Source organism: Saccharopolyspora sp. NPDC049357 (assembly GCF_040677225.1).
In the GTDB taxonomy this organism is placed as follows: Bacteria; Actinomycetota; Actinomycetes; order Mycobacteriales; family Pseudonocardiaceae; genus Saccharopolyspora.
In genome coordinates this window covers 213538-239717 of sequence record NZ_JBFAQJ010000002.1, presented here as the reverse complement: position 1 = coordinate 239717, position 26180 = coordinate 213538, and the positions used below count along the sequence as shown (strand labels likewise).

Genomic DNA, 26180 nt, shown 5'->3' with positions numbered 1-26180 from the left:
TCCACCAGGGGCGACGTAGACTTCAACCTCGGCATTTTCGTCGTTGGTAGGGGAGTGGGCACTTGACCGGCATGGATCCCGCCGCGTTGCACGAGCTGCGCGTGGTGGAGGCCGAGCTCAACGAACGCTGGCCGGAGACCAAGATCGAGCCGTCGCTGGACCGCATCCGCGCGCTCACCGACCTGCTCGCCGAACCGCAGCGCAGCTATCCGGTCGTGCACATCGCGGGCACCAACGGGAAGTCGTCCACGACGCGCATCATCGACGCCCTGCTGACCGGGCTCGAACTGCGCACCGGCCGCTACACCAGCCCGCACCTGCAGCTGGCCACCGAGCGCATCGGCGTCGACGGCGCTCCGATCAGCCCGGCCGGCTACGTCGAGGCGTACCGCGACGTGGCGCCGTACGTGTCCATCGTGGACTCCCAGAGCGACGTCAGGATGAGCAAGTTCGAGGTGCTCACCGGCATGGCGTTCGCCGCGTTCGCCGACGCCCCGGTCGACGCCGGGGTCATCGAGGTCGGGCTCGGTGGCAGCTGGGACGCCACCAACGTCGCCGACGCCAAGGTCGCGGTGATCTGCCCCGTCGCGCTGGACCACGCCGAGTACCTCGGCACCGACCTCGCCGGAATCGCCCGCGAGAAGGCCGGGATCATCAAGCCCGAGTCCATCGTGGTCATGGCCGCGCAGCCCTCGGAGGTGCAGCCGGAGATCATGAACCGGATCGCCGAGGTGGACGCGACCGTGGCGCGCGAAGGCCAGGAGTTCGGCGTGCTGGAGCGGACCGTCGCGGTCGGCGGCCAGCTGCTGAAGCTGCAGGGCCTCGGCGGCGTCTACGACGAGATCTTCCTGCCGCTGCACGGCGAGCACCAGGCCCGCAACGCGGCACTGGCGCTGGCGGCCGTCGAGGCGTTCTTCGGCGCGGGCGCGGAACGTCAGCTGGACGTGGAGCGGATCCGCTCGGCGTTCGCCTCCGTCATCGTGCCCGGCAGGCTGGAGCGCGTGCGCGCGGCACCGACGGTGCTGGTCGACGCCGCCCACAACCCGCACGGCACCCGCGCCCTGGCCGACGCGTTGAGCTCGGAGTTCTCCTTCCGCAAGCTGGTCGCGGTGGTGGGCGTGCTGGGCGACAAGGACGCGCGCGGCATCCTCGCCGAGCTGGAGCCGGTGGTGGAGGAGCTGGTGCTGACCCGCAACTCCTCGCCGCGCTCGCTGGACCCGGACGAGCTCGCCGGGATCGCGCTGGACATCTTCGGGCAGGACCGGATCATGGTCGAGCCCCGGCTGGACAACGCGGTCGAGCAGGCGATCCAGCTGGCCGAGGAGACCGATGATCCGGGTGAGTCGGTGTCCGGCGGCGGTGTGGTGATCACCGGGTCCGTGGTGACCGCGGGAGAGGCCCGCGCGCTGTTCGGCAAGGAGCCCGCGTGAGCGAGACGGGAGCGGTCGTGGCCGAGGAGTCCCAGCCCGAGAAGGGCCTGCCGGAGCCGCCGGAGGGCGTGCGCGACCCGTGGAAGGGTCTGCGCGGCATCATGGCGGCCACGCTGGCGCTGGAGTTCATCACGTTCCTGCTGGCGCTGCCGGTGGTGTGGAAGTTCGGCGGTGGGGTCTCCAGCGCCGGCTTCGTGATCGTCATCGTGCTGTCGGTGCTGATGCTCGTGGCGGCCTTCGTGCAGCGCCGCCCGTGGGGCCTGGGATTCGCGCTGGGGCTTCAGGCCGCGATGATCCTGTGCGTCTTCATCCACCCGTCGATCGGCATCATGGGTGCGATCTTCGCGCTGATCTGGGCCTACGTGCTGCACCTGCGCAAGGACATCGCCAAGCGCATGCGCGAGGGCCAGCTCTACGACCAGCTCGGCCACCCGCCGGGCCACCCCGAGGGCACCGACTAGCCCCCACCTGCGATAACCCGGGGGTATTCGAATTTCGCGCGAAATTCGAGTCGGGACTTTCGCACTCCAATTTCGCGCGAAATTCGAATTCTTCCCTCGGTCAGGTGAGGTCGACGACGGCTCGGCCCAGGATCTCGCCGCGGTTGAGGGCGTCGAAGGCCTCCTGGACCTCCTCGAACGGGTAGCGGCGGCTGATGGCGTCCTGCGGGCGGAGCTGGCCCCGGGCCACCAGGTCGAGAAGGACCGGCATGTCCCGGCGGGGCTTGGCTCCGTAGGAGCCCTTGATCTGGAGCTTGCGCCGGGCGATCGTGGCGAGGTCGAACTCGCCGGTGGTGCCCCGGGCGGCGATGCCGACGATCACGACCTGGCCGCCTTCGACGACCGAGTCCCGGGCGACGTTGAACGTCGGGACCGCGCCCAGCGCCTCGAAGGCGACGTCCACGCCGCGCCCGCCGGTCAGCTCGCGGATCACCGCGGGAGCGTCCACTTCGGACGAGTTCACCGTGTGCGTGGCGCCCAGCCGGCGGGCGCCTTCGAGCTTGTCCTCGTTGATGTCGACCGCGATGATCGTCGACGCGCCGAAGATCGACGCCAGCTGGATCAGCGCCGAGCCGACCCCGCCCGCCGCGACCACCGCCACGGTGTCGCCGACCTGCACGTTCGCCGCGTGCCGCAGCGCGCCGTAGGCCGTCATCGTCGAGCACCCGACCGAGGCGACGTCCGACAGCTCGACCCCGTCCGGAACCCGGTACACCGAGGTCACCGGGGTCACGCAGCGCTCGGCCATCCCGCCCTGCGAGTACATCCAGACCGGCTCGCCGCCGGGCCGGTGCAGTCGGGTGTCGTCGTCGTAGAGCTTGCCCTGGCCCCGGTTGAAGCGGAAGAACCGCTCGCAGATCTCCTCGTTGCCGCGCGAGCACTGCCCGCACTGCCCGCACGGCATGATGAAGCTGGTCACGACCGGGTCGCCCACCGACAGCCCGCTGACGCCGGGACCGAGTTCGGAGACCACACCGGCCACCTCGTGGCCGAGCACGGCGGGCGTGGGGAACGGCAGCTCGCCCTTGATCACGTGCAGGTCGCTGTGGCAGGCGCCGCAGGAGCGCACGTCGATGGCGACCTCACCGGCCCTCGGCGTCGGATCGTCCAGCTGCTCGATCCGCAGCGGCTCGTTGGCGGCGGTGTGCACGGCGGCGCGCATCGGGACCTCCTCGTCTCCAGCGGCCAGTCGGTTCGGCCGTGAAGCTAGCGGTCCGACCGGTCTCACACCAGGGTCCGCGCGGTGCGGCGATTGAACACCGAAGTTTCACCTGCCCGTTCACTTGTGGTGAGCGCGGCGCGGCCTGACCCGATTAGAACCGGGGACATGACCCCCGAGAACCTGACTCGCCGCGAGCTCCTGCGCCGCAGTGCCACCGGCGCCGGTCTGCTCGCGGCCGGCGCGCTGCTCCCGGGCACCGCCTTCGCGCGATCCGGCCGCCCCGTGCTGACCCACGGCGTGCAGCTCGGCGACCCGCGCCCGGACGGCGCCGTGGTGTGGACCCGGGCCGACCGCCCGTCCCGCATGTTCGTCGAGATCTCCGCGCGCGAGGACTTCCGCGACGCGCTGCGCATCCCCGGCCCGGACCTGACGCCCGACACCGACGGCACCGGTGAGCTGCGGCTCACCGGTATCCCGGCGGGCGGCGAGGTGCACTACCGGGTCACCGCCGAGGACCTCGACGGCCGGGTGGCCAGCGAGGGCCTGACCGGCACCTTCCGCACGGTGCCGCAGGACCGCAGCGATGTGCGGTTCCTGTGGTCGGGTGACGTGGTGGGCCAGGGCTGGGGCATCAACCCCGACATCGGCGGCATGACGATCTACCGCGCGATGGCTGACCGCCGTCCCGACTTCTTCCTGCACAGCGGCGACACGGTCTACGCGGACGGGCCGGTGAAGGAGTCGGTGACGCTGCCCGACGGCCGGGTCTGGCGCAACGTCGTCACCCCGGAGAAGTCGAAGGTCGCCGAAACCCTCGCCGAGTACCGCGGCCAGTTCGCCTACAACCTGCTCGACGAGAACGTGCGCGCGTTCGCCGCCGACGTCCCGCAGCTGATCCAGTGGGACGACCACGAGGTCACCAACAACTGGTACCCCGGCGAGATCCTGGAGAACGACGCCTACACCGAGAAGCGCGTGGACGTGCTGGCCCAGCGCGCGTTCCAGGCGTTCCACGAGTGGCAGCCGGTCCGCCGGCAGGACGCGGTCGACGGCCGGGTGTACCGGAAGGTCTCGCACGGCCCGCTGCTGGACGTGTTCGTGCTGGACATGCGCTCCTACCGGGACGCGAATTCCACGGGAACCGAGCCGGAGAGCATCCTCGGCGAGGAGCAGGCCCGCTGGCTGGTCAGCGAGCTGACGAAGTCCCGCGCGACCTGGAAGGTCATCGCCTCGGACATGCCGATCGGCATCATCGTCCCCGACGGCGACAAGATCGAGGGCGTCGCCAACGGACTGCCGGGAGCTCCCAACGGCCGCGAGTCCGAGCTGGCGCGGGTGCTGCAGGAGATCAGCCGCCGCGAGGTGCGCAACGTCGTCTGGCTGACCGCCGACGTGCACTACTCGGCGGCGATCAACTACTCGCCGCAGCGCGCGGCGTTCACCGGCTTCGACGAGTTCTGGGAGTTCGTCTCGGGACCGCTGCACGCGGGCGCCTTCGGCCCCAGCAAGATGGACCCCACCTTCGGCCCGGAGGTCGCCTTCGTCAGCGCCCCCACCCGCCAGGGCGCGTCCCCGATGGAGGGCTTCCAGCACTTCGGCGAGGTCAACATCGACGGCGAAACGGAACAGTTCACCGTCGACATCCGCGACCAGCAGGGCAACGCTCTCTGGAGCACCACCCTCGACTCCCGCGGGTGACCGGATTTCAGTGGAAATCGGGAACCCGGTTTCAGTGGAAATCGGAACCCTGACTTCCACTGAAATCCGCCGGTCGCCGCGTGGGCGTGATCGATTCGGGCCCCGGGAGAGGTGGGTTCACCTGCGTCGATACGCTTGCAATCAATTCGGGCGCTGGGTCTTCGCGCCTGGCGCAACCGTGAAGTGAGGAGAGAGAACGTGAGCGAGCGCACTCTGGTGCTGGTCAAGCCCGACGGCGTCGAGCGGGGCCTCGTCGGCGAGGTGATCAGCCGGATCGAGCGCAAGGGCCTGAAGCTGGTCGCGCTGGAGCTCAAGAACGTCGACCGCCAGCTCGCCGAGCAGCACTACGCCGAGCACGACGGCAAGCCGTTCTTCGAGAGTCTGATCGAGTTCATCACCGGTGGCCCGGTCGTGGCGGCCTGCGTCGAGGGCCCGAAGGCCATCGCGGCGTTCCGCCAGCTGGCCGGTGGCACCGACCCGGTCGACAAGGCCGCCCCGGGCTCGATCCGCGGGGACTTCGGCCTGGAGGTCCAGTACAACCTGGTCCACGGCTCGGACTCCACGGAGTCCGCGGCCCGCGAGCTCAAGCTCTGGTTCCCGGACCTTTGATCGCCGGTGGTCGTTGTGCGTTGCGGTGCGGGGAGCGGAACCTGACACGCCGTCTGGACTCCGTGCGCCACTCCTGATGCATGCCAATGCACGGCGTCGCGGCGTACTCGCCAGACGACGTGTCAGAACCCGCGGCGGTGCGGGCTGCGAGGGTGCTTTCAGCCTCGCGGTCTCGCCGTTCGCACGCGCTTCGACCGACGACTTGAGATGACTGTGAGGTGGGTTTCAGCCGGGTCCTGCCCGGCTGAAACGCCCCCGCTCGGCGCTCGGTCGAGGGACCTCTACCCTGGTCGCGTGGCTGTGGAGTCCGTTTTCGACAGGTTGGAACCCTTGCTGCCGCGGGTTTCCAAGCCCGTGCAGTACGTGGGCGGCGAGCTCAACTCGACCGTGAAGGCGTGGGAGGACGCCACCGTTCGGTGGTGCCTGATGTATCCCGACGCCTACGAGGTCGGGTTGCCCAACCAGGGTGTTCAGATCCTCTACGAGGTCCTCAACGAGCAGCCGGACGTGCTCGCCGAGCGCACCTACGCGGTGTGGCCGGACCTCGAAGAGCTCATGCGCGAGCACGAGATCCCGCAGTTCACCGTCGACGCGCACCGCCCGGTGGGCGAGTTCGACGTCTTCGGCGTCAGCTTCGCCACCGAGCTCGGCTACACGAACCTCCTCGGCGCGCTGGACCTGTCCGGAATCCCGCTGCACGCGGTGGACCGCACCGATGACCACCCGATCGTGCTGGCCGGCGGTCACGCCGCGTTCAACCCGGAGCCGATCGCCGACTTCGTCGACGCGGCGGTGCTGGGTGACGGCGAGGAAGCCGTCCTGGAGATCACCGAGGCCGTCCGGCGCTGGAAGGGCGAGGGCCGTCCGGGTGGCCGCGACGAGCTGCTGCTGCGGCTGGCCGAGTCCGGCGGCGTCTACGTCCCCAAGTTCTACGACGTCTCCTACGGCGAGGACGGCGCGATCGCCGAGGTCGTGCCCAACCAGGAGCGCGCCCCCTACCGGGTGTTCAAGCGCACCACGATGGAGCTCGACGACTGGCCGTACCCGAAGCAGCCGCTGGTCCCGCTCGCGGAGAGCGTGCACGAGCGGATGAGCGTGGAGATCTTTCGCGGCTGCACCCGGGGCTGCCGCTTCTGCCAGGCCGGGATGATCACCCGCCCGGTGCGCGAGCGCTCGATCGAGGGCATCGGCGAGATGGTGCAGCGCGGCCTGGAGAACACCGGGTTCGAGGAGGTCGGCCTGCTGTCGCTGTCCTCGGCCGACCACTCCGAGATCGCCGAGGTCACCAAGGGCCTGGCCGACCGCTACGAGGGCACCAACACCGGTCTGTCGCTGCCGTCGACCCGGGTCGACGCGTTCAACATCGACCTGGCCAACGAGCTGTCCCGCAACGGACGCCGCTCCGGGCTCACGTTCGCGCCTGAAGGCGGCAGCGAGCGGATCCGCCGGGTGATCAACAAGATGGTCTCCGAGGAAGACCTCATCCGCACCGTCTCGGCGGCCTTCGCCAACGGCTGGCGGCAGGTCAAGCTGTACTTCATGTGCGGTCTTCCCACCGAGGAGGACTCCGACGTCCTGCAGATCGCCGAGATGGCCAAGGAGGTCATCCGCGCAGGTCGCGCGGCGTCCGGGCGCAAGGACATCCGGTGCACGATCTCCATCGGCGGGTTCGTGCCCAAGCCGCACACCCCGTTCCAGTGGGCCTCCCAGACCGATCCGGAGACCGTCGACGACCGGCTGCGCAAGCTCCGCGAGGCGATCAACACCGACCGCTCGCTGGGCCGCAACATCGGCATGCGCTACCACGACGGCAAGCCCTCGCTGATCGAAGGACTCCTCTCGCGCGGTGACCGCAGGCTCGGCCGGGTCATCGAGCGGGTGTGGCGCGAGGGCGGTCGGTTCGACGGCTGGAACGAGTACTTCTCCTACGAGCGCTGGGTGGACTGCGCCGAGGCCGAGCTCGCCGAGCTGGGCGTGGACCTGGCCTGGTTCACCACCCGCGAGCGTACCGAGAACGAGATCCTGCCGTGGGACCACCTGGACTCCGGGCTGGACAAGGAGTGGCTCTGGGCGGACTGGCAGGACGCCCTGGAGGCCCGCGAGCAGGACGACTGCCGGTGGACCCCGTGCTTCGACTGCGGTGTGTGCCCGACCATGGGCACCGACATCGAGGTCGGCCCGACCGGGCGAAAACTGCTCCCGATCTCGCCGGTCGGACAGGGCTCTCCGGTGCGGAATCCGGCGTTCACGAACGGCTGACCTGCATGTTCTCGCACGTTCGTGCGATCGCGCACGGACGTGCGTGCAGCCGTCGGCCAGGTACGGTCTGGATCGAAAACTTCCCGCTGGGTGTTGTCACCCCGCGGTTGAGCAAGCAAGCATCGTCGTCGACAGCGGTCCGGGGGGACCGGCGGTGACGATCATGGTCGGGGAGGCATTCTGAGTCGGCGAGATCACCCCAATCCTTCGGCGCCGCCGGTGCAGAAGCTGCGCCTGCGCTATGCCAAGAGGGGCAGGCTGCGGTTCACCTCGCACCGCGACGTGGCGCGCACCTTCGAGCGCGCGCTGCGCCGGGCCGGCGTACCGATGGCCTACTCCCAGGGCTTCAGCCCGCACCCCAAGGTGTCGTGGGCGGGAGCCGTGCCCACCGGTGTGTCCAGCGAGGCCGAGTACCTCGAGCTGCAGTTAGTCGAACGCGTCGAGCCCGAGTCGCTGCGCGCCGAGCTGGACGCCGCCCTGCCGGACGGGATCGACCTGCTCACGGCGGTGGAGGCGCGTCCGGGGCCGCTCGCGGACCGACTGGTGGTCAGCAAGTGGCGCATCGACATGCCCGGCACCGCAGTGGCCGAGCTGCGCCAGGCGGCCGAGCAGCTGATGGCCGCCGACAGCGCGCTGGTCGAGCGGATGACCAAGGACGGTCGTCGCACCATCGACGCGCGCGCCGCGCTGCTCAGCGCGGAGGTCTGGGAAGGTCCTCGGCCGATTGCGCAGCGTGATCAAAAACGCCACGCGACCGCCCAGGTGGACGATTGGCCCGAGGCGTCCGCACCGTATGGGATACTCGTAACGGTCGTGCGGCAGACAACACCCGTCGTACGGCCCGACGACGTACTGAGCGCCCTGCGTGTCGTCGCCGGTCTGGAACCGTCGGCCGCCGCGAGCGCGACCCGGCTGGAACAGGGTCGGCTCGATGACGGGGGAGGCATTGCCGACCCGTTGGCCCAGGACTCAGACGGCGACCGGACTCCGGCGGGAGAGCCCGCGGCCGGGTGACGGACGGCGTGACGTCGTCGACCCGCCGTACGGCTTCCCGGCCTGCAGGTCCGGGGCGGAGGGACCACGAAGAATTGCCGTCGCCCGCGGGCGGCGGAAACTAAAAGATCGCACATGCCTCTGTGCGGCCGCGTCCACCCGGACGCGCCCGGGGGCGGAGGAGCTGGATGTTGAACATGGATACGCCCGCTGGGAACAACGCCAGCGGGCAATCGCCCACACCCACCCAGGATGCGCAGGGCACCATCGAGTTGCCGGCGAAGCTCAGGGTGCACGCGCTCGCCAAGCTGCTGGGAGCCAGCAGCCGGGAGATCATCAAGGCGCTGGACGAGCTCGGCGAGCCCGTCCGCAGCGCCCAGTCGAACATCAACCGGGATCTGGCCCTGCGCGTCGTGCAGACGCTCAACCCGGAGCTGGTCGCCGAGGAAGGCGAGGACGCGGCCGAGGCCGCCCCGGCTTCCGAGGAGCCTGCCGCCGCGTCGAGCGAGGCCGATGAGAGCGAGCAGAGCGCTTCGGTGCCCGCTGCGGACTTCGCGTCTCCGCCGTCGGAGTCTGAGGAGTCCTCGGTCGGCCTGACGCCGCTGTTCGCGGCTCCGGAGGCCATGTTCCTGGCCCCGCAGCCGCCGGCGCAGCGCCCGGCCGCCGCCGAGCCGGAGCCCGCCGAGGCCGCACCCGCCGCGCCGGCCGCTGAGCCCGCCGCCGAGACGACCTCCGACGAGGGGGAGTCCGAATCCGACTCCGCCTCGGACGGCGATGACGACTCGGGTGACTCCGGCAGCCGTCGCCGTCGCCGTCGGGGTCGCCGGGGTCGCGGCCGGGGTCGCGGCGCCGACTCCGACAACGAGTCCGGTGGCGAGGACGGTTCCGAGGACAGCCAGTCCGAGGCAGCCCAGGCCGAGACCTCCGGTGAGAGCGCCGAGGAGTCCTCCGACGAGCAGTCCGGTGACTCCGAGGGCCAGTCCGAGGGATCCCGCCGCCGTCGTCGCCGTCGTCGCCGCAAGGGCTCGTCGGACGACGAGAGCGGTAATCGCGAGGACGACCCGCCGAACACCGTCGTGCACGTGCGCGAGCCCGCCCCCGAATCCTCGCGGCAGGACTCCAGCGACGACGAGGTCCGCGCGGTCAAGGGCTCGACCCGCCTGGAGGCCAAGCGCCAGCGCCGCCGGGACGGCCGCGAAGCCGGACGGCGTCGCGCGCCCGTGCTGTCGGAGTCGGAGTTCCTGGCCCGCCGCGAGTCGGTCGACCGCAAGATGGTGGTCCGCCAGAACGGCGACCAGACCCAGATCGCGGTTCTGGAGGACAACGTCCTCGTCGAGAACTTCGTGACCTCCTCGGGCACCGGCTCGCTGGTCGGCAACGTCTACCTCGGCCGCGTGCAGAACGTGCTGCCCAGCATGGAAGCCGCCTTCGTCGACATCGGCCGGGGCCGCAACGCGGTCCTCTACGCCGGTGAGGTCGACTGGGACGCCGCCGGGCTGGCGGGCAAGGCCCGCCGCATCGAGCAGGCCCTGCAGACCGGTGACAGCGTCCTGGTGCAGGTCACCAAGGACCCGGTCGGTCACAAGGGCGCGCGGCTGACCACCCAGATCAGCCTGCCGGGCCGGTTCCTGGTCTACGTGCCGGGCGGCGGCGCCACCGGCATCAGCCGCAAGCTGCCCGACAACGAGCGCAAGCGGCTCAAGGAGATCCTCAAGCGGATCGTGCCGGACAACGCCGGCGTGATCATCCGCACCGCCTCCGAGGGCACCAGCGAAGAAGCGCTGGACCGCGACGTGCGGCGGCTGCAGGCGCAGTGGGAGGTCATCAAGGAGAAGGCCGAGACCCCCGGCGCGAACGCCCCGCAGCTGCTCTACGAGGAGCCCGACCTGCTGATCAAGGTCGTCCGCGACCTGTTCACCGAGGACTTCTCGTCGATGACGGTCCAGGGCAACGACGCGTGGGAGACCATCGAGGCCTACGTCCAGCACGTGGCGCCCGACCTGGCTTCCCGGCTGGACAAGCACGTCGGCAAGAACGACGTGTTCCACGAGAAGCGGATCAACGAGCAGATCTCCAAGGCGCTGGACCGCAAGGTCTGGCTGCCCTCCGGTGGTTACCTGGTCATCGACCGCACCGAGGCCATGACGGTGATCGACGTCAACACCGGCAAGTTCACCGGTTCCGGTGGCAACCTGGAGGAGACGGTCACCCGCAACAACCTGGAGGCCGCGGAGGAGATCGTCCGCCAGCTCCGGTTGCGCGACATCGGCGGCATCATCGTCATCGACTTCATCGACATGGTGCTGGAGTCCAACCGGGACCTGGTGCTGCGCCGCCTCACCGAGTGCCTTGGCCGGGACCGCACCCGCCACCAGGTCGCCGAGGTGACCTCGCTGGGTCTGGTGCAGATGACCCGCAAGCGGGTCGGCACCGGTCTGCTGGAGGCGTACAGCAGCACCTGCGAGCACTGCCGCGGGCGCGGGCTGATGGTGTCCACCGAGCCGATCAACCACCAGCACGGCGGTGGCGGCAACGGCGGTGGCAACGCCCAGAGCGGTGGTGGCAACGGTGGCCGCCGCAACCGCAACCGCGGCAAGCAGCAGGACACCGACCAGCAGGCCCCTGAGCCCAAGGCCGAGCAGAAGACCGAGTCCAAGCCGGAGCCGAAGGCCGAGGTCAAGGCGGACGCCAAGCCGGAGTCCAAGCCCGACACCAAGCCCGAGCCGAAGCCGGAGCCGAAGGTCGAGGCGAAGGCCGAGGAACGCAAGCCCGAACCGGCCCCGGTCGAGTCGAAGCCGGTCGAGCCGAAGGCCGAGGAGCCGAAGGCCGTCGAGCCGAAGCCGGAGCCCGAGCCCGTCGAGGCCACCAAGCCCGTCGAGCCGGTCGCCGAGCCGAAGCCGCAGGTCGCCGAGCCCCCGGCTGCCCCGGCCGCTCCGGTCGAGCAGAAGCAGCCGGAGCCGGCCGAGTCGCAGGCGGAGTCCAACGGGGCCCGTCCGCGCCGCAAGGCCGTCCGGTCCGCCGGTAGCGCCGGCGCCCCGGCCCAGCCGCTGGTGGTGTCCAAGCCGGAGCCGAAGCAGTCGACCGACGACGGCCTGGCCAACATCGAGCCGGCCGCCCCGGTCCGCAGGGCCCGCCGCCGCGCGGTCTCGCGCCCGTCCGGTCCGCCGGTCGAGGGCTGACCCGATCAACACCGGAAATGGCCGATCCGTTCAAGAACGGGTCGGCCATTTCCGCTTAACGTCGGTGGCATGACTCGTTGCACACCGCAGCGCCTGGCGGACGCCGAGCGCTTCATCTGGCTCACGGCCCGCGTGCTGGAACAACGCCGCTTCGAACACCTCCACGCCGACGGCTCGGCAGCGGCGGTCCACACCGCGCTGGAGGCCTACCGCTGCTCCGACGGCGGGTACGGCTACGGCCTGGAACCGGACGCGCGCGGCCCCATCAGCCAGCCGCTGCAGACCTGGACGGCGCTGACGATCCTGGACGAGATCGGCCGCTGCGCCGAGGCCGCTCCGGCCATCTGCGACCACCTCGCCACCATCACCCGCCCGGACGGCGGCGTGCCCGGCGGTGACGTGCGGCTCGGCGACTACCCGCACGCCCCGTGGATCCCGGTGGTCGAGGAACCCGAGGGGTCGTTGCTGTCGACCGCGCTGCTGGCCGGGGTGCTGCACAAGAACGCCGTCGAGCACCCGTGGCTGTCGGGCGCGACCGAATTCTGCTGGAAGCGCGTCGACGCGCTCACCGAGACCCACCCCTACGAGGCCATCGCCTCGGTCGCGTTCCTCGACCAGGTGCCCGATCGGGAGCGGGCCGAGCGAGCGGCCGAGCGCGTCGGCGGGTTGATCCGCGAGGCCGGTTACGTGCTGCTCGATCCCGAACGCCCGGAGCTGGCGCGGGTGGCTCCCGGCTACGCGTCCGGTGAGATCCCGGGGGTCTGCGACTACGCGCCGAGCCCGGCGAGCCTGGCCCGGCGGTGGTTCAGCGACACCGAGATCGAGCGGGGACTGGATCACCTGGCGGAGCAGCAGCGCGAGGACGGCGGCTGGCCGATCCACTGGCTGGAGTGGTCGCCGAGCACCGCGCTGGAAGGCAGGCCCCGGGTCACGCTCGACGCGCTGCGCGTCCTGAGCGCCTACGACGCGGCCTGATCCCGCGCGAAGTACTGCTTCGGGGTCAGGCCGGACAGTCGGCGGAATTCCCTGGTCAGGTGGGCTTGGTCGGCGTAGCCGCAGCGGTGGGCGAGCTCGGCGAGCCGGTGCTCGCCACCGCTGCGCACGGTCCGCTGGAACCGCAGCACGCTCACCAGCGTCCGCGGCCCGTACCCGACGGCATCGCCGATCCGGCGTCGCAGCTGACGTTCGGACACCCCGATCCGCCCGGCCAGCGCGCGCACCGACGGCGGTCGTGGATCGTCCAGGGCGGCGACCGCGACCGCCACGGCGGGGTCGGGTTCCCACTCGGCCAGGCGCTCCCGCGCGAAGCGCTCCAGCAGTGCGGGGGCCAGCTCGGGATGCTCGTCGACGGCGTCGGCGAGGTCGCGTCCCCGGGACCCCCAGAGCTCGGTGGCGTCGACCCTCAGGTCCTGCAGCTCAGCCGCGGGGACGCCGAGCAGCAGCCGGGCCATCCCCGGTCGGGCGCGGATGCCGTACATCGGCACCCCGGCGTCCAGCCCGGAGACCCACGCCCCGGTGTCGGGACCGACGGCCTCGACGCGTCCCGCTCGCCAGATCAGGTCGACGCACCCGTCGGGCACGACCAGCTGCGAGCCTTCGACCGGAGCGGCGCCGTGCCCCCACAGGCACGACACGAAGCTCCGCAGCTCCGCTGAAGACGAGGACTCCCAGTACCGCACATCCAGCAGTATGCGATGCCACCCGGACAGGACCACCCGCCGGCCAGGAACGCGCGAAGCCCCGGTCCCTCGGGACCGGGGCTTCGCCTGGGTGGATCAGTTCTCGTCCGAGTCGAAGGCCGGGATGTCGGTCCTGTCATCGGAACTGGGCATGTCGCCAGGCAGGTCCAAACCCTGCGCGGGCGGCCCGGGGGACCACAGGCCGGAGTGCGTCTCGGTGTGCAGCTCCAGCGCCGCCGAGGCGGGCAACGCGTCCGGCGTGTAGGGGTGCACCTGGTACAGGGAGCCCCAGTCCTTCTGCGGGTCGTTGGTGAGGTAGGTCGGCAGGTTGCGCACGCTCGAGGCCACCGTCATCCAGCCGAAGGTCCCACCGGCGTCCGGCGAGGACCATCCCTCACCGGTGCCCCGGACCTGCTCGCCCGCGCTGACCCGGAACTTCGGCATCTCCGCGATGCCGTTGTACAACCCCGAGATCTCCAGGCAGGGGTGCACCAGCCCGGCCGGCCACTCCACGAACGTCGGGTCGTTGCCGACGAACTGCGTGAGCTGGGTCAGCTTCGGCACGCGCGGTGCCGACACGGCCAGCCAGCCCGACTGACCCAGGGACTGGTCGACCAGCACCATCCGCAGCTTCGTCGCGCCCTCGGCCTCCCCGCCGAGCATGTAGCGGTGCTCGCGCCATCCCGGCGGCGGGCCCTGCTGGACCGGGTACCGGTTGGTCAGCTGGAAGCCCTGCGGCGTGTCCTTGCCCAGTTCGAAGTAGACCTGGTTCGCGCCCGTCTCCGAACCCGCGATGCTGATCGCCACCGGCAGCTTGCCCGACCGGGCCTCCTCCGGGATGTCGAACCACGGAGTGCGCAGCTCGCCGGTGCCTTGGCCCTCTTCGTCGTAGCTGCCCCACACCGGGGCCTCGGGTCCGCCGAACTGGTTCGGCGGGCGCCAGCTCGGCGCGTCCGGGGAGGACTCGTCGGTCGGCGGCACGCCCGGGTCGGTGAAACCGACCTCCTTGGGCTGCAGGTACTGCTGGGCGTTCTCCTGGTTGGCCAGGCGCTGCGGCGGCAGCTTCAGATCGGGCTGCTTGGCCGGGGCCGGAACCGTCGGCTGCTGCGCGGACGCCTTCAGCACGCCCTCGCGCGGATTGGTCTCCACCCCGACCGAGTCGGACAGACCGCAGCTCTGCTGGGTGAGCTGCTTGATGTTGTCGGTGGCCAGGGTGTAACTCCGCCCCTGCTCGACGATGCCCTTGCCGAACGCGGCGAGCTCACCGAGCACCATCAGCGCGCACAGCACCGACAGCGGCGCCGTGCCCCAGCGCAACGCGAGGTTGCGCTTCTCCTTGCTCTCCCAGCTCTCGTCGACGATCTTCGGGTTTCTCTCGTCGATCCGCAGGTGCTCGACCACGGCGATGATGCCGGTGATCGCGGCCACGACCAGGATCATCGTGCTGGCCCGGTAGCCCTTGATCGACGGCGGCTTGTCGAACCACGGGACGCCCCAGCCGGACACGTACCACCAGGCGTTCGGGCCGGTGGCCGCGAAGGCCAGCAGCACCAGCAGACCGGTCACGAACGCCATCCGGTTGCGCCGCGAGCGCAGCACCGTGGTGCTGGTGGCCAGCGCCGTGAGCGCTGCCAGCGCGCCGCCGACCGCGGCGAAGATGCCGAAGTGGTGGGTGTGCTTGGTGGGCGTCAGCGCCAGCACCGCGAAGGACATCGCGGCCACCGCCAGCAGTCGCCGGCTCGGGCCGAGCGCCGCACCGCGGATCCGGCCGCGGCGCAGCAGCACCACGCCGCAGGTCGCCACGCACAGGATCACCAGCAGCACCGGGAACCGGCGGCTCAGCGAACCGTCCGGGCTCTCGCTGAACAGGAGCAGGTAGCGGCTGAGCTCCTCGTACCAGTGCCCGTTGGGGCCGAAGGTCGTCTTGAGCTCCATGGCGTCCATCACCGAACGCCACGTCTGGTCGTAGAACACCAGCGTGAGGATCACGAACCCGGACGCGGCCAGCGGCGCCAGCACCGGCAGCCAGCCGAACTGCTGCGCTCGCTTGCGCACCATCCGGTGCAGCGGCTTGAAACCGGCGATGTAGGGGAGCACGGCGATCAGGCCGTGCGGGTTGACGCCGACCGACAGCGCGGCGGCGACCAGGCCCAGCGCGGCGGGCGTGAGCCGCTCGGTGCTCACCGCGCGCTCGACGGCGCACAGCGCGAGCAGCGAGAACAGCACCACGACCGGCTCGGCGCGCAGACCGTTGTTGTAGGGCAGCCAGAAGGCGAGGAACACCGCGGCCGCGGCCCAGCCGGCGGCGTTGCTGCGCCGGACCTGCTGGCCCAGCCGGGGGAGCACCTCGCGGGAGATCAGCAGCCAGCTGATGATGCCCATCAGCAGCGCGGGCAACCGGACCCACGGGGTCGCGGTCGACACCCTCACCCACAACGAGTAGACCTCGTAGAACCAGCCGAACGGCGATTCCGGGTTGGCGAACCAGCGGTAGTAGTTGCTGACGTAGCCGGCGCTCTGCTCCGAGCGCACCATGCTCAGCACGTAGCCGTCATCGGAGGTCATCGCCCCGATCAGCCACCAGATCCCCAGCGCGGCGAACACCGAGATGTCGCGCAGCGTCGGCTTCCACCATCGCTTCGGCGCGAGGCGTGGAGCGCGCCGGCCGGCGAGGACGTCCAGCCGTCGCAGGCACAGCACGGAGCCGATGAACGAGGCCAGGGTCAGCACGATGACGGTCGTCTTCAGCGGCGTCGCCCACGAGCTGAACCGGTTGTCCACCCTGGCCTGGAAGTCCAGCCCGCGAACGTCGTCGCGAGTGTTGTCCAAAGTGGAGTAGATGCCGGTCAGTTGGGGACGCTGGTCGCCGGTCAGGTTGACCCAGCGCTCCTTGCCGATGCTGGCGGTGGTGCCTGCTGCGTCGGCGTGCACCTTCAGGGTGCAGTCACCGGCGGGCAGCGGCGTGGTGCCGATCTGCTGGCCCTTGGAGTAGAGCAGCGCCTGCCCGTTGTCGACCTGCAGGACGAGACCGGTGAGCTGACCGGAGTCCGAATCGGGCGAGTTGGTGCTCAGCAACAACCCCGGGCCCTCGGTTCTCGCGTCCAGGCTCCGCGCCGAGGCGCACGGGACCTTCGCGTCCAGCCACACCGGTGCGTAGGTCACCAGCGGGGCCGAAACCGACTTGGTCCCCTCCGCTGTCGGCCACCGCAACGTCCCCACCTTGTGGTTGACGGGGAGGAACGGGACCAGTAGCGCCAGGACGGTGCCCACCAGCCCGAGAAGCGTGGCGAGCAACCGCAATTTCTTCGCCGACTCTTGCTGCACGGGGGAGACCCTACGGGCGATGACAGGGTGTGTTCTGCCGCCCCCCGGCCTATTTCGCATTTGCGTCAGGTAATGCGCAATCGCTTTGTCAGGAGCTCGTTACCGCGCTGTGTTCCGCGTTGAAACGTTCGGTCACGAAGCGTGTTGATCTGAATTCGCGGTTCGCGTGGTCTGCTCCGCGACCAGCACCGTCACGTCGTGTTCACGTCCGGTTCGGTGCAGCACGAGTTCGGCCAGAAGACCCAGCGAGATCATCTGAACTCCGAAGATCTCCAGCAGAATCCCGAGCGTCAGAAGTGGACGAGTTCCGATCGATTCCTCGGTGAACAACCACACCCCGGTCAAGTACAGCAGCACCAGAGTTCCCAGCGTTCCCGCCAGCATCCCGAGCCCGCCGAACAGGTGCGCCGGACGACGTCCGTAGCGGGTCAGCGCCATCACCGTGAGCAGGTCCAGCGCGCCCCGCGCGTAGCGCTCCAGCCCGTACTTGGACACCCCGTGCTGCCGCGGCCGGTGGTTGACCGTCCGCTCCACGACCCGGTAGCCGAGCTGGTGCGCCAGCGCCGGGATGTAGCGGTGCAGCTCCCCGTACAGCGGAACTCGCCGGTACACCTCGGTGCGCGCCGCCTTCAGCCCGCAGTTGTGGTCCGACAGCCGCAGCCCGGTGATCAGCCCGGTGAACCAGTTGAACACCTTCGACGGCAGCCGCTTGCCCAGCGGATCCTTGCGCTGCGCCTTGTGGCCGCTGACCAGATCCGCCCCGGAGTCCAGCTCGGCCAGCAGCCGGGGGATCTCGGAGGGATCGTCCTGCAGGTCGGCGTCGAGGGTGACCATGAGCTCGCCGCGCAGCTCGGCGACCCCGGCGGCCAGCGCAGCGGCCTTGCCGAAGTTGCGGCGCAGCCGGATCCCCCGGATGCGCGGGTTCAGCGCGGCGTGCTCGGTGATGACCTGCCAGCTGTCGTCGGTGCTGCCGTCGTCGACGATCAGCAGCTCCCACTCGCGGTGCTGTCCCGCCATGGCCTCGCTGATCTCGGCGAAGAGCTTCGGCAAGCTGTCGCGCTCGTCCTTGGCGGGAGCCAGCAGCGAGACTTCCGGGACCTTCATCGCGCCACCTGCGGATTCTCGGTGAGCGGCCGGATCCACCAGCCGTCGGGGAACTGGAACGCCACGCGCAGCGGACCGGACCGGGCGGGGGCGACGGCTTGGAAACCGAGCCCGCTCTCGATGCCGGGTGTGGCGGCCTCGGCGTCCGGGCGCGGGAGGTCGACCACGCCGCCGCCGACGACCGTGCCGGTCTGGTCGAGCACGGCCACGCAGCGCGCGCGTTCGATGCCGGAGATCGCCCAGCCCTTGAGCATCCGCGCGCCGCCCTGGACCTGGTCGGTCTCGGCGTTGAGCACGACGTCGCGGCCGTCCGGTCGCGGTTCGCGCAGCGAGTCGACGCTGGGCGTGCGCCAGGTCGCGGTGCTGACCCGGTCGCCGACGTCGAGCCCGTCCGGGCAGCCGAGGGAGAACTCGGGGGAGAAGGGGTAGTGCCCGAGCGCCTGGAGGCGGGGCAGCAGCTGACCCGGCGAGGGGAAGCGGTCGGTGAATGCGTCGGGGTGCCCGATCCGCGCGGCCACCGCCAGCAGCTGCTGGTTGGGCGCGTCGGCCCGCACGCTCTGCGCCATCGGCGCCCCGAGCGCGACCGTGGCCAGCGCGGTGGCGCCTACCGCGACCGCGCGGAACCGCGGCCAGCGCGCCCAGGCGACCACGATGACCAGCACCGCGATCCACAGCGCGGCGGTCATGCTGTTGTAGCGGCTCTGCAGCCCGGCCGACTCGCCGAACGCCGCGCGCGAGCCGGAGATCATCACCGCGCAGCCCAGCGCGTACAGCGCCAGCCCCCACCACGGCGCGGCGATCCGCCGCTCGGCGGTGGTCTGGTTCGCGTGCAGCACCAGCACGCCGAGCCCGGCCACACCCGCCAGCAGCGCGACCGAGGGTTCGGTGCCGGTCCACACCATGCCGAGCATGCTCAGCCCGGCCAGCATCGCCTGCGCCGGATCATCGGTCGGCGAGCTCCCGCCACCGCCCTGCGGGCCGCGCAGCACCAACCAGGTCGCGACCACCACGAACCCGACCACCATCGGGGTCGCGATCCACTTCCGCCGGTCGCCGCGCAGCCAGGCCACCAGGGCCAGCGCCGGCCACACCGCGAACGAGGTGCCGTAGCTGATCGAGGCCAGCAGGCCCAGCACCACGGCGATCGCGCGGTGCTCCCGGTGCATCGCCAGCAGCGCCCCCAGGACCAGCAGCATCGCCAGGATCCACGAGGCGCCGCTCATCGAGCGCACGTAGTTGTGGATGCCGTGCGGGTTGAACACCAGCGTCGAGGTCGCCGCGAGGAGTCCCGCCCGCTGCCAGGGGTCGAGGTGCTTCGGCAGCATCGCCTGCACCAGCAGGACGCAGCCCACGCCCATCGCGAGCACGGCCAGGCCCAGCGGTTGGTTGAGGCCGTGCCCGAAGCGGGCGCTGAGCCAGAACAGCAGGCTCGGTAGCACGAACGGGTGCTCGTTGCGGAATCCCAGCAGCGCTTCGGGGCGCAGCGAGCCGTCGACGTCGGTGATGTCGAGCAGGACCCACCAGTAGTCGTAGAAGTGCATCTGCGGGTAGCGCAGGATCTCGCGCAGCATCATCAGCGGCGGCACGACGGCCGACAACCCCAGCAGCAGCGGACCCAAGCGGCGCACCGGGCCGGGGGCGGCTGGTGTCGTGGGTGCGGCGGCCCGGCGGTCGGTCTCCGAAGCGGTGTCAGTCACTCTGCGTTTCCCTAGATCATCACGAGCAGCCACTGACGGTAGCAAGGGCAGGTCACGATGGTCGCGGAACGGGGGAATCTGGCCGGGATGCGCCATGACCGCGGGGGCGGTTCGCCGGTGCGCGGCGAGCTCGCTTATGCTGTTCCGGCTCGCCCGTCAGCGCGTGATCCGCGGATCCGCACTGGTGGTACCGCCCCGGTCGATCGGGGACGGAAACCTGGTCTGTATGATGGGTGAGAACTTCTCGCCGCCGGACGGGCGGAGAGATTAAACGCCTGTTTCGAGTGCGGTCGCTCGCGCGGTCCTCGCTGCTGAGACAGGAACCCACCGAGACGCTGCACCAGCGGCGTGGTAGGAAGCCCCGGTCCTCGTGATCGTGGCGGACGTCCGCCGCAACCTGGTGAATTAGCGAAACCGAGCAGCAGGAGACTTCCGACTCATGTACGCGATCGTCAAGACCGGCGGCAAGCAGTACAAGGTGGCTGTCGGGGACGTCGTCGAGGTCGAGAAGCTCGATGGCGAGCTGGGCTCCGAGGTCGCGCTCCCGGCGGTTCTGGTCGTCGATGGCTCCGAGGTCACGACCGACGCCGACGCGCTGACCAAGGTGTCGGTGACCGGCGAGCTGGTCGAGCAGACCAAGGGCCCCAAGATCCGCATCCACAAGTTCAAGAACAAGACCGGCTACCACAAGCGCCAGGGTCACCGTCAGAAGCTGACCCGGGTGAAGGTCACCGGCATCAACAAGTGAGGACCTGAGTAGTCATGGCACACAAGAAGGGCGCATCCAGCTCTCGGAACGGCCGCGACTCGAACCCCAAGTACCTCGGGGTGAAGCGCTACGGCGGCCAGGTCGTCAAGGCCGGTGAGATCCTGATCCGTCAGCGTGGGACCAAGTTCCACCCGGGTCTGAACGTGGGTCGGGGCAACGACGACACCCTGTTCGCGCTGTCCGCCGGTACCGTCGAGTTCGGACGTTACCGCGGCCGCAAGGCCGTCAGCGTGCAGCCCGTCGAGGCCTGATCCGGCTCTCGACGCAGGCCAGCAACTTCCCGGCGAGGGGCGGAACCGGCATGACCGGGCCGCCCCTCGCTTTGTGTTGTCCGGGGTGACCCGCGTCGCGGCCGGGAAGCGCGCCGGTCGCGCCGTTGTTGCAATCGAGACCAAGAGCTCTACCCGCCGGGCTGCCGCTCGGCTTGATCTTCCTGGAGGCATTCGTGTCGCGGTTCGTTGACCGCGTGACCATCAGCGTCGCCGCGGGCGACGGTGGAAATGGCTGCGCCTCGGTGCACAGGGAGAAGTTCAAGCCGCTGGGCGGTCCGGACGGCGGCAACGGCGGCAAGGGCGGCGACGTCCGCCTCGTCGTCGACTCCGGCGTGCACACCCTGCTCGACTTCCACTACCGGCCCAACGCCCGCGCGGTGAAGGGTCAGCCCGGCAAGGGCGGCCACCGCAACGGCGCCCAGGGCGAGGACCTGGTGCTGCCGGTCCCGGACGGCACCGTCGTGCTGACTCCCGACGGTGAGGTGCTGGTCGACCTGGTCGGCACGGGCACCACGTTCATCGCGGCGGCCGGCGGTCGCGGCGGCCTCGGCAACGCCGCGCTGGCATCCAAGGCCCGCAAGGCGCCGGGCTTCGCGCTGCTGGGCGAGCCCGGCGAAGAGCTGGAACTGGTGCTGGAGCTGAAGTCGGTCGCCGACGTCGGCCTGCTCGGTTTCCCGTCGGCGGGCAAGTCCTCGCTGATCTCGGTGGTCTCGGCCGCGAAGCCGAAGATCGCCGACTACCCGTTCACCACCCTGGTCCCCAACCTGGGCGTGGTGACCGCGGGCGAAACGGTGTTCACCGTCGCCGACGTGCCCGGCCTGATCCCCGGCGCCAGCCAGGGACGCGGTCTGGGCCTGGACTTCCTGCGGCACATCGAGCGCTGCGCGGTGCTGGTCCACGTGGTCGACTGCGCGACGCTGGAGCCGGGCCGCGACCCGATCTCCGACATCGACGCGCTGGAGAACGAGCTCGCCGAGTACACCCCGGCGCTGGCCGCCGAGCAGGGCGGCGCCGACCTGGCCGACCGCCCGCGCATGGTGGTGCTGAACAAGATCGACGTGCCGGAGGCCCGCGAGCTCGCCGACTTCGTGCGCGCGGAGGTCGAGGAGCGGGGCTGGCCGGTCTTCGAGATCTCCACCGCCTCTCGCGAAGGCCTGCGCGAGCTGAGCTTCGCGATGGGCGCCGAGGTCGAGCGCTATCGCGAGACGCTGCCCGAGCCGGAACCGGCGCGCGTCGTGGTCCGGCCGACCGCGGTCGACGACGGTGGTTTCACCGTCGAACCCGACCCGGAGGACGAGGACGCCTTCATCGTTCGCGGCGAGAAGCCGGAGCGCTGGATCCGGCAGACCGACTTCAACAACAGCGAGGCCGTGGGCTTCCTCGCCGACCGGCTCGCGAAGCTGGGCGTGGAGGACGCGCTGGCCAAGCAGGGCGCCGAGCCCGGCAGCCAGGTCACCATCGGCACCATGACCTTCGACTGGGAGCCCTCCACCCCGGCCGGGATGGCCAACCTGCTCGGTCGGCGCGGTTACGACCTGCGGCTGGAGTCCGACGACCGGGTTTCGGCGCACGACCGCAAGATCGCCAAGCAGGCGCGCCGCGGCAGCGGGCTGGACGAGTTCGGCCGCTACGTCGGGGGCGAGGAGGAGGACGACGAGTGAGCCTCTCGGCGACTCGGCAGGCCGTCGCGGCCGCGCAGCGGATCGTGGTGAAGGTCGGTTCGTCCTCGTTGACGACCACCGAGGGCGGCTTGGACTCCGAGCGGCTGGCGATCCTGGTCGACACGGTCGCGAAGCGGGTCGCCGCCGGGGGACAGGTCGTGCTGGTCTCCTCGGGCGCCATCGCCGCCGGGATCGCGCCGATGGGCCTGCGTCGCAGGCCGAAGGACCTGGCGACGCAGCAGGCCGCGGCGTCGGTGGGGCAGCTGGCGCTCGCGCACGCCTACGCCGAGTCGTTCGCCCGCTTCGACCTCACCGTCGGCCAGGTGCTGCTCACCGCCGATGACGTGGTGCGCCGCAGCAACTACCGCAACGCGCAGCGCACCCTCAACCGGCTGCTCGGGCTGGGCGTGGTGCCGGTGGTCAACGAGAACGACACGGTGGCCACCACCGAGATCCGCTTCGGCGACAACGACCGGCTGGCCGCGCTGGTCTCGCACCTGATCGGAGCCGACGCGCTGATCCTGCTGTCCGATGTGGACGCGCTCTACGACGGTGATCCGCGCAAGGGCGGCGCGAAGGTGATCCGCGAGGTCGCCGGTGCCGCCGACATGGCCGGCGTCGACGCGGGCAGCTCGGGTGCGTCCGGGTTGGGCACCGGCGGCATGGCCTCGAAGGTCGCGGCGGCGAAAGTCGCCTGCACCTCCGGAATTCCGGTCCTGCTCACGTCTTCGGCCAACGCCGAGAGCGCGCTGGGCGCGGCGGACGTGGGAACGGCCTTCGCCGCGACCGGGAACCGCCTGTCGGCCCGGCGCTTCTGGCTCGCCCACGCGGCCGGGGCCAACGGCCGCCTCTGGCTGGACGAGGGCGCGGTCACCGCGGTCGTCAAGCGCCGCCGCTCCCTGCTGGCCGCCGGGATCACCGCGGTCGAGGGCGCTTTCGACGGCGGCGACGTCGTCGAACTCCTCAACCCGACCGGCAAGGTCGTGGCCCGCGGTGTGGTCGCCTACGACGCCGAAGAGCTCCCGACCCTCATCGGTCGCTCCACCCACGACCTCCCGCCCGAGCAGCGCCGGGAGGTCGTCCACGCCGACGACCTCGTGCCGCTGCGCTGATCCGGGAGGTTCAGCGCAGTTCGGTGGCCCGGGTCTCGGGCAGCGTGCGGATGACGAAGAACGCGATCACCGCGCCCACCGCGATGTACCAGAAGAAGCCCGTGGCGATGCCGAACTCGGCGAAGGCCTGGATGACCAGCGGTGCCGTGCCGCCGAAGACGGCGACGGTGAGGTTGTACCAGGCACCGATGCCCAGCCCGCGCAGCTCGGTCGGGAACAGCTCCGACATGATCGCCGGCGCGATCGAGGTCATCGCGGTGTAGAGCCCGACACCGACGCAGAACACGACGAGCAGGCTGCCCAGGCCCGGCCGCACCAGGCTGGACAGCGGCACGATGAGGATCGCGATGGCCGCCGACCACACCAGCAGCTGCGGTTTGCGGCCGTAGCGGTCGGACACCAAGCCCATCGGGTACTGCAGCGCGATGAACAGCGCCGTCGCGATGGACAGCGCGAGGAACACGTCGGTGGCGTCCGCGTCGCGGTTCTTCACCGCGAACGGGGTGAGCGCGCTGAAGAACGTGTAGTAGCACAGCGTCGAGAGCATCGAGAACCCGATGAGCTGCCCGACGGCCTTGGGGTGATCCCGCAGCGTCATCATCAGCGGGTTCTTCAGGGCCTTGGCCTTGGTCTTGTTCTCCTCGTACTGCTCGGTCTCGGTCAGCGTGCGCCGCAACCACATGCCGACGAGCCCGAGCACGCCGCCGACGATGAACGGGATCCGCCAGCCGTAGGAGGTGAGCTGGTCCTCGCTGAGCACGGAGGTCAGCAGGAACCCCAGCAGCGAGGCGATGAGCAGCGCGGCACCGGTGGAGATGTAGAAGAACGACGAGTACCGGCCGCGCCGCGACGGTGGCGCGATCTCGGCGAGGTAGGCGGAGGCGTTGGAGACCTCGCCACCGAGCGAGAGGCCCTGCCCGATGCGGGCGAGGATGAGCAGGATCGACGCCAGCCACCCGATGGACTCGAAGGTCGGCAGGATGCCGATGATCAGCGATCCGCCTGCCATCAGCGAGATCGTCACCAGCATCGCGGTCTTGCGGCCGCGCAGGTCGGCGAAGCGGCCGAGCATCCAGCCGCCGAGCGGGCGGAAGAAGAACGCGAGCGCGAAGGTCGCCAGCGTGTTGATCAGCGCCCATTCGCCGGGGAAGAACGCGGACGCGAAGTACACGCTGAACGCGGTGTAGATGGTCCAGTCGTACCACTCGATGGCGTTCCCGATGCTCGCCGCGACCAGCGTTCGGACCGGGAGCTTGTGGGCCACCGCTTCGTCCTGGGACATTGCAACCTCCGTGCCGCGCCAGGGAATGAGGTGCCGACACGGTAAGCGCTCGTGGGTCCGCACGAAAGATCCGAATCCAATTTGGAATCACCGAAATCCGGATGAGAACCACGCAGGTCTTGGGGTAGCCGGGAAGGTGTCTCGTGCTGCACGGACCGACCCTGTCGACGGTGGGTAACTGTATGGTCACTGCGTGCAGCTTCGATACCGTTTCCGTCTGTACCCGACACCGGGCCAGCAATCCGTGCTGGCCCGGGCGTTCGGGTGTGCGCGTGTGGTGTTCAACGACGCCATGGCGGCCCGGCGAGACGTCTATGAAGCAGGCGGCAAGACCCCGACGGCATCGGAGCTGTCCAAGAAGCTGATCACCGACGCCAAGAACACCCCGGAGCGGGCTTGGCTAGGCGAGGTATCGGCTGTTGTCCTGCAACAGGCGCTTCGGGATGCTCAGCGGGCGTATGAGAACTTTTTCGGCTCACTGAGCGGGAAACGCAAAGGCCGTAAGGTGGGTGCGCCCCGATTTGAGACTCGCCGTGATCGTCGTCAGTCGGTGAGGTTTACCGCCAATGCACGCTGGTCGATCACGCCGGGCGGCAAGCTGCGGTTGCCGAAGGTCGGTGAGGTGCCGGTGCGCTGGTCCCGCACTTTGCCGTCGAAGCCGTCGAGCGTGACCGTGATCAAGGACGCCGCTGGGCGGTACTTCGCGTCGTTCGTGGTCGACACCAACCCCGAGTCCCTTGTCGATGAGGCTCCGGAGATCGGTGTGGATCTGGGCTTGGAACACTTCGCGGTGCTCTCGGACGGCATGAAGATCAAGTCTCCGAGGTTTCTACGCAGAGCGGAGAGGAAGCTCAAGCGGGCACAACGAGACCTTTCCCGAAAGGAGATGGGAAGCAAGAATCGGGATAAGGCCAGGACCAAGGTGGCTCGTGCGCACGCGCGGGTGGCTGATGCGCGTCGGGAGTTCCATCACCAGCTTTCCACTCGGTTGATTCGCGAGAACCAAGCGATCGCGGTCGAAGATCTGGCGGTATCAGGACTTGCGCGTACCCGTCTGGCGAAGTCGGTGCACGATGCTGGATGGTCGTCGTTTGTGGCGATGTTGGAGTACAAAGCCGCACTGTATGGGCGCAAGCTGGTGAAGATAGGGAGGTTTGAACCCACATCTCAGGTGTGCTCGAAGTGCGATGTGCAGGACGGCCCGAAACCGCTGCACGTCCGCACCTGGCAGTGCCTGGCCTGTGGTGTGTGGCTGGATCGGGATATCAACGCGGCGGTCAACGTCGCGAAGGCCGCCGGGCTGGCGGTGACAGCCTGTGGAGCGCAGGTAAGACCCGAACCCGTTCGGGCACAGCGCGAGGAAGCAGGAACCCACCGAGGCGACCCGATGCGCACGGAAGACCGTGCCGTCGGGCGCGGTAGGAATCACCGGTTTTCACAGCGGTGAGGA

At 70.1% G+C, this 26180-nt stretch carries 19 protein-coding genes; 13 read left to right on the top strand and 6 right to left on the bottom strand.

From position 1 onward, the window contains the following. Positions 1-71 precede the first annotated feature (71 nt). Together AB0J91_RS02790 and AB0J91_RS02785 are read left to right on the top strand one after the other, a co-directional pair. Positions 72-1430 (top strand): folylpolyglutamate synthase/dihydrofolate synthase family protein, encoded by a 1359-nt coding sequence (locus AB0J91_RS02790; protein WP_363863673.1) that lies wholly within the window; start codon positions 72-74, stop codon positions 1428-1430. Continuing rightward, positions 1427-1891 carry a DUF4233 domain-containing protein gene (locus AB0J91_RS02785; protein ID WP_363863451.1) on the top strand — a complete coding sequence of 155 codons (465 nt, stop codon included), beginning with the start codon at positions 1427-1429 and terminating at the stop codon, positions 1889-1891. Before AB0J91_RS02790 ends, AB0J91_RS02785 begins: the two co-directional genes overlap by 4 nt. A gap of 100 nt (positions 1892-1991) precedes the next feature. Here the strand turns inward: AB0J91_RS02785 and AB0J91_RS02780 are convergent, their stop codons facing one another. Next, positions 1992-3092 carry a zinc-binding dehydrogenase gene (locus AB0J91_RS02780; protein WP_363863448.1) on the bottom strand — a complete coding sequence of 367 codons (1101 nt, stop codon included), beginning with the start codon at positions 3090-3092 and terminating at the stop codon, positions 1992-1994. A 165-nt stretch (positions 3093-3257) separates the two neighbouring features. On the opposite strand from AB0J91_RS02780, the gene AB0J91_RS02775 reads away from it, so the two are divergent. The 6 genes from AB0J91_RS02775 (at position 3258) to AB0J91_RS02750 (ending at position 12805) form a co-directional block, all read left to right on the top strand. After that, complete coding sequence (locus tag AB0J91_RS02775; RefSeq protein ID WP_363863445.1) at positions 3258-4790, top strand: alkaline phosphatase D family protein; 1533 nt, start codon at positions 3258-3260, stop codon at positions 4788-4790. Positions 4791-4988: 198 nt separating this feature from the next. After that, positions 4989-5399 carry a nucleoside-diphosphate kinase gene (gene ndk, locus AB0J91_RS02770; RefSeq protein WP_363794472.1) on the top strand — a complete coding sequence of 137 codons (411 nt, stop codon included), beginning with the start codon at positions 4989-4991 and terminating at the stop codon, positions 5397-5399. A gap of 294 nt (positions 5400-5693) precedes the next feature. After that, complete coding sequence (locus AB0J91_RS02765) at positions 5694-7658, top strand: TIGR03960 family B12-binding radical SAM protein (RefSeq protein WP_363863442.1); 1965 nt, start codon at positions 5694-5696, stop codon at positions 7656-7658. Positions 7659-7877: 219 nt separating this feature from the next. After that, positions 7878-8672: a TIGR03936 family radical SAM-associated protein gene (locus AB0J91_RS02760; protein WP_363863439.1), complete on the top strand. Its 795-nt coding sequence runs from the start codon at positions 7878-7880 to the stop codon at positions 8670-8672. A 167-nt stretch (positions 8673-8839) separates the two neighbouring features. Further along, positions 8840-11830, top strand: a complete 2991-nt coding sequence (locus AB0J91_RS02755) for a translation initiation factor IF-2 N-terminal domain-containing protein (RefSeq protein WP_363863436.1) — start codon at positions 8840-8842, stop codon at positions 11828-11830. A gap of 69 nt (positions 11831-11899) precedes the next feature. Beyond that, positions 11900-12805: a hypothetical protein gene (locus AB0J91_RS02750; protein WP_363863433.1), complete on the top strand. Its 906-nt coding sequence runs from the start codon at positions 11900-11902 to the stop codon at positions 12803-12805. Here the strand turns inward: AB0J91_RS02750 and AB0J91_RS02745 are convergent. The 4 genes from AB0J91_RS02745 to AB0J91_RS02730 all read right to left on the bottom strand — a co-directional run bounded on the left by AB0J91_RS02745 (position 12790) and on the right by AB0J91_RS02730 (position 19634). Further along, positions 12790-13509, bottom strand: a complete 720-nt coding sequence (locus AB0J91_RS02745; RefSeq protein WP_363863430.1) for a helix-turn-helix transcriptional regulator — start codon at positions 13507-13509, stop codon at positions 12790-12792. The two genes, AB0J91_RS02750 and AB0J91_RS02745, sit on opposite strands and share 16 nt — an antisense overlap. A gap of 96 nt (positions 13510-13605) precedes the next feature. Then, complete coding sequence (locus AB0J91_RS02740) at positions 13606-16833, bottom strand: arabinosyltransferase domain-containing protein (protein WP_363863427.1); 3228 nt, start codon at positions 16831-16833, stop codon at positions 13606-13608. Between the two features lie 132 nt (positions 16834-16965). Beyond that, entirely contained in the window at positions 16966-17937 is a 972-nt protein-coding gene (locus AB0J91_RS02735; RefSeq protein WP_363863424.1) for a glycosyltransferase family 2 protein, read from the bottom strand. After that, complete coding sequence (locus tag AB0J91_RS02730) at positions 17934-19634, bottom strand: hypothetical protein (protein ID WP_363863421.1); 1701 nt, start codon at positions 19632-19634, stop codon at positions 17934-17936. Before AB0J91_RS02730 ends, AB0J91_RS02735 begins: the two co-directional genes overlap by 4 nt. Positions 19635-20073: 439 nt before the next feature. Between AB0J91_RS02730 and rplU the strand changes: the two genes are divergently transcribed. The 4 genes from rplU (at position 20074) to proB (ending at position 23448) form a co-directional block, all read left to right on the top strand. Beyond that, on the top strand, positions 20074-20382 hold the full coding sequence (rplU, locus tag AB0J91_RS02725) for a 50S ribosomal protein L21 (protein ID WP_363863418.1): 309 nt from the start codon (positions 20074-20076) through the stop codon (positions 20380-20382). A gap of 14 nt (positions 20383-20396) precedes the next feature. After that, positions 20397-20654, top strand: a complete 258-nt coding sequence (gene rpmA / locus AB0J91_RS02720; protein ID WP_093421130.1) for a 50S ribosomal protein L27 — start codon at positions 20397-20399, stop codon at positions 20652-20654. Positions 20655-20836: 182 nt separating this feature from the next. Continuing rightward, on the top strand, positions 20837-22336 hold the full coding sequence (obgE, locus tag AB0J91_RS02715; RefSeq protein ID WP_363863671.1) for a GTPase ObgE: 1500 nt from the start codon (positions 20837-20839) through the stop codon (positions 22334-22336). Further along, the gene (proB, locus tag AB0J91_RS02710) at positions 22333-23448 is read left to right on the top strand and encodes a glutamate 5-kinase (protein WP_363863415.1); all 1116 of its coding nucleotides are present in this window, start codon (positions 22333-22335) and stop codon (positions 23446-23448) included. Before obgE ends, proB begins: the two co-directional genes overlap by 4 nt. 10 nt (positions 23449-23458) lie before the next feature. On the opposite strand, the gene AB0J91_RS02705 is transcribed toward proB, so the two are convergent. Beyond that, on the bottom strand, positions 23459-24730 hold the full coding sequence (locus AB0J91_RS02705) for an MFS transporter (RefSeq protein WP_363863412.1): 1272 nt from the start codon (positions 24728-24730) through the stop codon (positions 23459-23461). Between the two features lie 193 nt (positions 24731-24923). Between AB0J91_RS02705 and AB0J91_RS02700 the strand changes: the two genes are divergently transcribed. Beyond that, the gene (locus AB0J91_RS02700; protein ID WP_363863409.1) at positions 24924-26177 is read left to right on the top strand and encodes an RNA-guided endonuclease TnpB family protein; all 1254 of its coding nucleotides are present in this window, start codon (positions 24924-24926) and stop codon (positions 26175-26177) included. Positions 26178-26180 lie beyond the last annotated feature (3 nt).

What these genes read in the sequence shown, in the direction of transcription:
- AB0J91_RS02790 (WP_363863673.1), top strand. Translation starts at nt 72, where the DNA reads ATGGATCCCGCCGCGTTGCACGAGCTGCGCGTGGTGGAGGCCGAGCTC.
- AB0J91_RS02780 (WP_363863448.1), bottom strand. Translation starts at nt 3,092, where the DNA reads ATGCGCGCCGCCGTGCACACCGCCGCCAACGAGCCGCTGCGGATCGAG.
- AB0J91_RS02775 (WP_363863445.1), top strand. Translation starts at nt 3,258, where the DNA reads ATGACCCCCGAGAACCTGACTCGCCGCGAGCTCCTGCGCCGCAGTGCC.
- AB0J91_RS02755 (WP_363863436.1), top strand. Translation starts at nt 8,840, where the DNA reads ATGTTGAACATGGATACGCCCGCTGGGAACAACGCCAGCGGGCAATCG.
- AB0J91_RS02750 (WP_363863433.1), top strand. Translation starts at nt 11,900, where the DNA reads ATGACTCGTTGCACACCGCAGCGCCTGGCGGACGCCGAGCGCTTCATC.
- AB0J91_RS02735 (WP_363863424.1), bottom strand. Translation starts at nt 17,937, where the DNA reads ATGAAGGTCCCGGAAGTCTCGCTGCTGGCTCCCGCCAAGGACGAGCGC.
- rplU (WP_363863418.1), top strand. Translation starts at nt 20,074, where the DNA reads ATGTACGCGATCGTCAAGACCGGCGGCAAGCAGTACAAGGTGGCTGTC.
- rpmA (WP_093421130.1), top strand. Translation starts at nt 20,397, where the DNA reads ATGGCACACAAGAAGGGCGCATCCAGCTCTCGGAACGGCCGCGACTCG.
- AB0J91_RS02705 (WP_363863412.1), bottom strand. Translation starts at nt 24,730, where the DNA reads ATGTCCCAGGACGAAGCGGTGGCCCACAAGCTCCCGGTCCGAACGCTG.